Origin of the sequence: Streptomyces sp. SID3212 (assembly GCF_009865405.1) — a bacterium.
Classification (GTDB): Bacteria; Actinomycetota; Actinomycetes; order Streptomycetales; family Streptomycetaceae; genus Streptomyces.
Genome location: NZ_WWJY01000408.1, coordinates 24,765 through 31,580 on the forward strand (window position 1 = coordinate 24,765; position 6,816 = coordinate 31,580).

6 protein-coding genes and 2 pseudogenes are annotated in these 6,816 nt (G+C 71.7%); 4 read left to right on the top strand and 4 right to left on the bottom strand.

The window, feature by feature from the left end; all coding sequences use genetic code 11:
- Positions 1-45 precede the first annotated feature (45 nt).
- A complete protein-coding gene (locus GT042_RS12445) occupies positions 46-918 on the top strand; it encodes an NAD(P)-dependent oxidoreductase (RefSeq protein WP_161306764.1) in 873 nt (290 codons plus the stop codon).
- A gap of 99 nt (positions 919-1,017) precedes the next feature.
- Here GT042_RS12445 and GT042_RS12450 read toward each other — a convergent pair whose 3' ends face one another.
- The 4 genes from GT042_RS12450 to GT042_RS38995 form a co-directional block, all read right to left on the bottom strand.
- Positions 1,018-2,016, bottom strand: coding sequence for an LPXTG cell wall anchor domain-containing protein (locus GT042_RS12450; protein WP_161306765.1), 999 nt, complete (start codon positions 2,014-2,016; stop codon positions 1,018-1,020).
- Positions 2,017-2,260: 244 nt separating this feature from the next.
- Entirely contained in the window at positions 2,261-3,088 is an 828-nt protein-coding gene (locus GT042_RS12455) for a DUF899 family protein (protein WP_161306766.1), read from the bottom strand.
- A gap of 357 nt (positions 3,089-3,445) precedes the next feature.
- Positions 3,446-3,856 carry a CPCC family cysteine-rich protein gene (locus GT042_RS12460; protein ID WP_161306767.1) on the bottom strand — a complete coding sequence of 137 codons (411 nt, stop codon included), beginning with the start codon at positions 3,854-3,856 and terminating at the stop codon, positions 3,446-3,448.
- 40 nt (positions 3,857-3,896) lie between these two features.
- Positions 3,897-4,037 (bottom strand): hypothetical protein, encoded by a 141-nt coding sequence (locus GT042_RS38995; RefSeq protein WP_237530738.1) that lies wholly within the window; start codon positions 4,035-4,037, stop codon positions 3,897-3,899.
- Between GT042_RS38995 and GT042_RS39000 the strand changes: the two are divergent.
- The 3 genes and pseudogenes from GT042_RS39000 to GT042_RS12470 all read left to right on the top strand — a co-directional run.
- Positions 4,036-4,311: pseudogene (locus tag GT042_RS39000) on the top strand (histone deacetylase); the annotation flags it as partial. The gene GT042_RS38995 and the pseudogene GT042_RS39000 sit on opposite strands and share 2 nt — an antisense overlap.
- A pseudogene (locus GT042_RS12465) lies at positions 4,307-5,275 on the top strand (L-lactate permease); the annotation flags it as partial. The pseudogenes GT042_RS39000 and GT042_RS12465, both read left to right, overlap by 5 nt.
- A gap of 156 nt (positions 5,276-5,431) precedes the next feature.
- The coding region (locus tag GT042_RS12470) for a phosphomannomutase/phosphoglucomutase (RefSeq protein ID WP_161308773.1) at positions 5,432-6,816 on the top strand (1,385 nt) is incomplete at its 3' end.

Sequence of the window (6,816 nt, forward strand, 5' to 3'; positions counted from 1 at the left end):
GCCGGGCGGCTCTTCCGGGCTGGACCGACCAGAGGACTGATCCCCATGCGTGTCTTGGTCGCGGGTGCCACCGGTGCGGTGGGCCGACTCCTCGTACCCCTGCTGCTGGAGGCCGGACACCAGGTCACCGGCGTCTCCCGCACCCTCGCGGGCACCGAGCGGGTACGCCGCCAGGGCGCCTCGGCGGTCCAGGCCGACGCGCTCGACCCCGACGGTCTGCGGCAGGCGGTGACCGCCGCCGCGCCCGACGCGGTGATCAACCAGCTCACCGACCTGACGGACGCCGACGCCGGGGCGACCGACCGGCTGCGCCGGGAGGGCACGCGCAATCTGGTGGACGCGGCCCACGACGCCGACGTGCACCGGATCGTCGTCCAGTCGCTCGCCTGGGTGTACGCGCCCGGGGACAAGCCGGCCGACGAGACCGTACCGCTCGACCTCGGGGCGGCGGAGCCGCGCGGCGCGATGGTGGAGGGGGTACGGGTGCTGGAGGAGACGGCGGCCGAGATCGACACGGCGGTGCTGCTGCGGTACGGCGTCCTGTACGGCCCCGGCACCTGGTACGAGCCGGGCGGCGCCGTGTCCGCGGCCCTCGGGGGTGACCGGGAGGCGCGTTTCCTCGGGAACATCGAGGCGGATCTCTCGGTGAGTTCGTTCGTCCACGTCGCGGACGCCGCGCGGGCCGCCGTCGCCGCCCTCACCTGGCCCTCCGGTCCGGTGAACATCGTGGACGACGAACCGGCGCGGGGCCGCGCGTGGCTGCCGGTCCTGGCCGCCGCGCTCGGGCGGCCGGCGCCAGGACCCGTATCGGGACAGCAGAGTTGGGCGCGGGGTGCGTCCAACGAACTGGCCCGCTCGCGGGGTTGGGAACCTGAGTACGCGTCCTGGCGGACGGGGTTCGCGGCGCAGGACGCGTGACGGTTCGTCAGGCGGTACGAAACACCGAGGGGTGCGGCGGATGATCCGCCGCACCCCTCGTCACACCGTGGTGTCACGTGTTCTTCCGTGACGCCGCCGTCAGTGCGAGCGGACCGCTCCGCGGCGCCGCATGAAGAAGAGGACTCCGCCGCCGACGGCGAGCAGGGCCGCTGCACCCGTCGCGGTCGCCACGACGTCGCCGCTGCCCGTCTCGGCGAGCCCGCCCTGCGCGCTGCTGGACGTCGAGACCACCGGCGACGCCGACTCGGCCGCGGAGGCGGACGCGGAGGTCGAGGTGGACGCGTTCGGGGACGCCGACCCGGCCTCCGTGGGCGAGACCGTCGCGGGCGCCGTGGTCGACGGCGTCGTGTCCGGGGTCGTCCCGGCCGGAGTCTTCGTGGGAGTCGGGGTCGAGTCCGGGGTCGTCACGGGCGGGGTCTTCGTGGGGGTCGAGTCCGGGCCGGGCGCCGGGACGGTCTGCGCGGTGCAGTCCTTCGTACCGCCGTTCCAGGACGCGATCAGCTTGTCCTTGATGACCGGACGGTCCGGGCCGATCGGCAGGTCGCCGTGTTCGAAGCCGTCGTTCGCGTCCTTCTTCCCGTCGAACTTGACACTGCCGCGGTAGAGGTCGACCTGCGCGAAGCAGCCGACGTCCGGGACGGCTATGTCGAGGGTGTCCGTCACGCTCTGCTTCACGTTCACGGTGTCGAAGTCGTGGAAGACCTGCGCGCCGGAGGTCGCCCAGGTCGGCCCGAACGTACGGTACGAGGCCAGCGAGGCGGTGCACGCCTCCGCGTCGCCGGCGGCGCGGACCTTCACGTGCACCTTGCCGTCCTCCGACGGCTTGAGGTTGAGGTCGTCGACCTGGACGGAGGCCTTCCAGGCCACGCCGTCGAGGGAGAACTCACAACGGTCCGTCGCGGTCTTCACACCGGCGCCCGTCCCCGGCTTGTAGTCCGAGGGGTGACCCTTGTCCCAGCCGTTGCCGCCCGGGCAGTCGCCCGCGTACGCGGACGTGGCGGCCACGGCGGACAGGACGACGGCCGCGGCGCTGACCCCCAGCAGACGCCACACGGGGACATGACTCGCTTTGGGCATGAAGAAATCCAATCCTGGCTTCGCAAAGCCCGGCGCGGGCACGCGGAAAGGCGACGCCTCCCAGAAGGGCACAGCCTCTCGGGAGGGCACACTGATGCCGCGCAGGGCTGGATGGTCGAGGGCGCTCGGGGACCACCGTCGGGTCCCCGGAGCACACCAGGCATCGTGGGTCCTGCGGTGCGGGCGTGTCAACTTCCGTCACACCGGCCACAATTCGCTGACCAGGGGAGAGCCCTTGGGCGAGTCAGTGGTGGTGACCGTGCCGGCCGAGGGTTTCCACCGGAGTGGCGCCGGGCCGGGTCCACTGGGGTACGGGGCGGCTCGTCGGACCCCAGGTGGCGACGCCGTCGGCGTCCGACCGCCAGTACCAGCACGCCTCGTGGTCCACGGCCGGGCCCGCCGCCGGGTGCCCCTCGTGGGTGCCACCGGCCGTGCGCCGCCCCCCGGGGTGGTCCTCCCACGCCTCGCCGCGGCCGTAGGGCGTCATGTCCAGCAGGCTGAGGGACCCGTTGACCGGCTCGTTGCCCCGGCCGGTCGTGGAGTAGGTGAGGAACACGCGGTCGCCCTCGCGCAGGAAAGCGGTGAGGTGTCCCATCTCCCCGCCGACCGGCCCGTCCACGTCACGCACCGAGTACCAGGGCTGGGTGTAGCCCATGAACCCGACGAAGGACGCCACCTCGTCCCAACGCCCCGTCGTCAGCACGGCGTACGAGACCCCGCGCGCGTTGAGGTAGACGGCGTCCTTCACGTGCCAGGCCGTGGTGGTGCAGCCCTCGCACTGGCCCTGGTGGGGTGTGTCGTCGTACCACATGTGCTTGTAGACGACGAGCTCGTCGCGCCCCTGGAACAGGTCCAGGAACGGCACCGGCCCGTCGGGCCCGACGACCTCCACCGACCCGTCGAACTCCACCATCGGCAGCCGCCGCCGGGCCGCGGCGATCGCGTCGCCCTCATGGGTGTGCGCCTTCTCGCGGACCAGCAGCTCGTCGCGGGCCGCCTGCCAGGTGACGAGGTCAACGACGGGCGGCTTGCCGGGGAGGTCGTTGCCGGGGTCGCGGGGGGTGGTGGTCATGGGATCCTCCGGGGTGGGTGGTGTCTGTCCGGGTGCGGTACGACACGCGTCACGACAGGTGTCGTACAACCCTCACCGGAACAGACTGGCCATCCGGCCGGAACTCATCGAGACCGCCACGCCCACGCCCCCGCTCACGCCACCGTTCACACCCACCGTCACGCCCAGGCCCGGCCCACGCCCATGAGGTCGACCGGCGCGCTGGAGGCCAGGCGCCGCAGCAGTGGCGGGGCCGGTCCCGTACCAACCCGGATGTCGGGTGGGTACGGGAACAGCTTTCCGGCGCCTCGGCGTGAAGGTGTGAGGGGCTGAGGGGCTGAGGGTGCGAGGGTGCAAGGGGGAGTGACGCCGGGCCGCTCAGTGTGCTCCGGGCCGGAGGTCGCGGCGCCAGAAGGTCGGTAACCACCAGCACAGCACGGAGCGGTCCTCGGGCCAGGGCGTACGGTTCTCCGCGTCCGCCTCGTCCAGGCCCTCCCAGTGCTCGAAGGAGTCCCGCGACGGGTCGATGGGACGCCAGGACGGGTCCAGCGTCTCGTTCTCCGCCGGGGGGCGTACGTACCGCTTGCCGTGCTCGTCGCACGCGCCGAAGTCCTGGAAGTTCCGCTGGGCGTCCAGCAGCGATATGCGGTTGGCGCCGCCGGCCATCGAGGGCCAGCGGAATTGGACGCCGTCGTCCTCCCAGAAGCAGATGGGACAGATCTCGTGGGAACCGGGCATCTCGTCGAGGACGCGATGGCCGCAGCAGGGGCAGGGGTATGGATTTCTCACCAGCGCAGTCTGAACCCGGTGGGAGCCCCATGGAGCGCCTTCACGTCATCGAGAAGTCGTTGATCGAGGAGACCGTGATCGAGGAGACCGTCATCGAGCAGGCAGGGACCGCCGGTCGCCTCGGTCGCTCCTCCCCGCCCTCTCCGCGCCAGGTCTGGTACCTGTCGTACGGCTCCAACATGGACCTCGGCCGGCTCGCGTACTACCTCACGGGAGGCCGCCCGCCCGGCGCGGCCAGGGCGTACCGGGGCTGCCGCGACCCACGCCCGCCGGAACGGTCCGTGCCGGTGGAGGTCCCGGGCGCGGTGTATTTCGCCACCGAGTCGCCGGTGTGGGGCGGGGGACGGGCGTTCTACGATCCGGACGCCCCGGGACGTGTGCTGGGCAGGGCCCATCTGGTCACGGCGGGGCAGTTCTCTGACATCGCCGCGCAGGAGATGTACGGGGAGCCGGGGGCTGCGCGAGACCTGGCTGCCCGCCCTCGCCTGCGGACTCGCCTTCGCCGCCGCCCAGTTCGCCGCCTCGAACTTCGTCTCCGCCCAACTCGCCGACATCGCGGCGGCGCTGGCGGGCGCGGCGGCACTGGTCGCGGTGCCCTCGGCGCGCGAGCCGGCGCGCGAGGAGGTACGGGTCGCGGTGCTCACGGGCGTACGGAGCGAGGATCTCGACGAGGAGGACCCGCGCCGCGAAGTGCTGCGTGCCTACGCGCCGTACGCCCTGATCGTGGTCATCTTCTCGATCGCCCAGATCCCGCCGGTCAAGGACCTGCTGGCGAAGGCGACCCAGGTCTTCGACTGGCCCTTCCTGGACGTCTCCGACGAGGACGGGAAGCCGGTGGGCGCCAACGTCTTCTCCCTGCCGCTCGTCGCGACCGGCGGCACTCTCGTCCTCCTCGCGGGCCTGTTCACGGCGGGCGTACTGGGGGTACGGGCGGCGGACGCGGCGCGGGAGTGGGCGGCGACGGTCCGCGAGTTGCGGTACGCGATCCTCACCGTCACCTCCGTACTCGCCCTGGCGTACGTCATGAACCTGTCCGGACAGGCGGCCACCATCGGCCACTTCGTCGCGGCGGCCGGCGCCGGGCTGGCGTTCCTGTCACCGATCCTGGGGTGGTTCGGGGTCGCGGTCACCGGCTCGGACACCTCGGCCAACGCGCTGTTCGGCGCCCTCCAGGTCACGGCGGCACGGGAGTCGGGGCTGTCACCGGAGCTGCTGGCGGCGGCGAACAGCTCCGGGGGAGTGCTGGGCAAGATGATCTCCCCCCAGAACCTGGCCATCGCGTGTGCGGCGGTGGGGCTGGCGGGGAAGGAGGGGGACCTGCTGCGGAAGGTGCTGCCGTGGAGTCTCGGGTTGTTGCTGGTGATGTGCCTGATCGTGGTGGGACAGAGCACGGCGGTCCTGGGATGGATGCTTCCGTGAGCCCGCTTCCGGGAGTCCGCCGTGCGTGTGGGGTAGCGGGACGGTTCCGTAACGCGATCGTCGACGAGTCCGCCGTCCCGTACGGGTAGTTTGAGCCGATCGCAGGGGTGCGGCCGGGTCGCGGTATCGGCGCACCGAACTCAGGAGGGGTGGCTCGTGGCGGACTTGTCGCAGATCGTGAAGGCCTACGACGTACGAGGGCTGTATCCGGATCAGCTGGACGACCGGCTCGCGGAGCTGTTCGGCGGGGCTTTTGTGGAGGTCACCGAGGCCCGGGCGATCGTGATCGGCCACGACATGCGGCCCTCGTCGCCGGGACTGGCCGCGAGCTTCGCGCGGGGAGCGGTCTCACGCGGCGCGGACGCCACGATCATCGGCCTGTGCTCCACGGACCAGCTGTACTTCGCGTCGGGGGACATGGGGCTGCCGGGGGCGATGTTCACGGCGTCGCACAACCCGGCGAAGTACAACGGCATCAAGCTGTGCCGGGCGGGGGCGGCGCCGGTGGGACAGGACACGGGGCTGGCGGAGATCCGCGCGCGGGTGGAGGCGAGGCTGGCGGAAGAGGCCCCCCAGGTCGAGCCCGCCCCGCCCTCCCCCGGAACGATCACAGAACGTGACACGTTGTCGGACTACGCGGCGTACCTGCTGTCCCTGGTCGACCTCTCGGAGATCCGCCCTCTGAAGGTGGTCGTGGACGCGGGCAACGGGATGGGGGGCCACACGGTCCCCACCGTGTTCGCCGGGCTGCCGCTGGACCTGGTGCCGATGTACTTCGAGCTGGACGGCACGTTCCCCAACCACGAGGCGAACCCCCTCGACCCCAAGAACCTCGTGGACCTCCAGGCCCGCGTCCTGGCCGAAGGCGCCGACCTGGGACTGGCCTTCGACGGCGACGCGGACCGCTGCTTCGTCGTGGACGAGCGCGGCGAAGGCGTCTCGCCGTCGGCGATCACGGCGCTGGTGGCCGCGCGCGAACTGGCCAAGCACCCCGGCGGCACGATCATCCACAACCTGATCACGTCCTGGTCCGTCCCCGAAGTCGTGAAGGAGCACGGGGGCACGCCGGTGCGGACGCGGGTGGGCCACTCCTTCATCAAGCAGGAGATGGCGAGGACCGGCGCGGTCTTCGGCGGCGAGCACTCGGCGCACTACTACTTCCGCGAGTTCTGGAACGCCGATACGGGCATGCTGGCCGCCCTCCACGTCCTGGCCGCCCTGGGCGGCCAGCCCGGCACCCTCTCCGCCCTGGTGGCGTCGTACGACCGCTACGCGGGCTCCGGCGAGATCAACTCCACGGTCGACGACCAGGCCGCCAGGACGGCAGCGGTACGGGAGGCCTTCGCGACCCGCGAGGGAGTGACGACGGACGACCTGGACGGCCTGACGATCACGGCGAAGGACTGGTGGTTCAACCTCCGCCCCTCCAACACGGAACCCCTGCTGCGCCTGAACGTAGAGGCACGGAACGAGTCCCTGATGACCAAGATCAGAGACGAAACCCTGACCCTGATCCGCACCCCACCCACCCCCTCCGACAC

What these genes read in the sequence shown, in the direction of transcription:
- GT042_RS12450 (WP_161306765.1), bottom strand. Translation starts at nt 2,016, where the DNA reads ATGCCCAAAGCGAGTCATGTCCCCGTGTGGCGTCTGCTGGGGGTCAGC.
- GT042_RS12445 (WP_161306764.1), top strand. Translation starts at nt 46, where the DNA reads ATGCGTGTCTTGGTCGCGGGTGCCACCGGTGCGGTGGGCCGACTCCTC.
- GT042_RS12455 (WP_161306766.1), bottom strand. Translation starts at nt 3,088, where the DNA reads ATGACCACCACCCCCCGCGACCCCGGCAACGACCTCCCCGGCAAGCCG.
- GT042_RS38995 (WP_237530738.1), bottom strand. Translation starts at nt 4,037, where the DNA reads ATGTTGGAGCCGTACGACAGGTACCAGACCTGGCGCGGAGAGGGCGGG.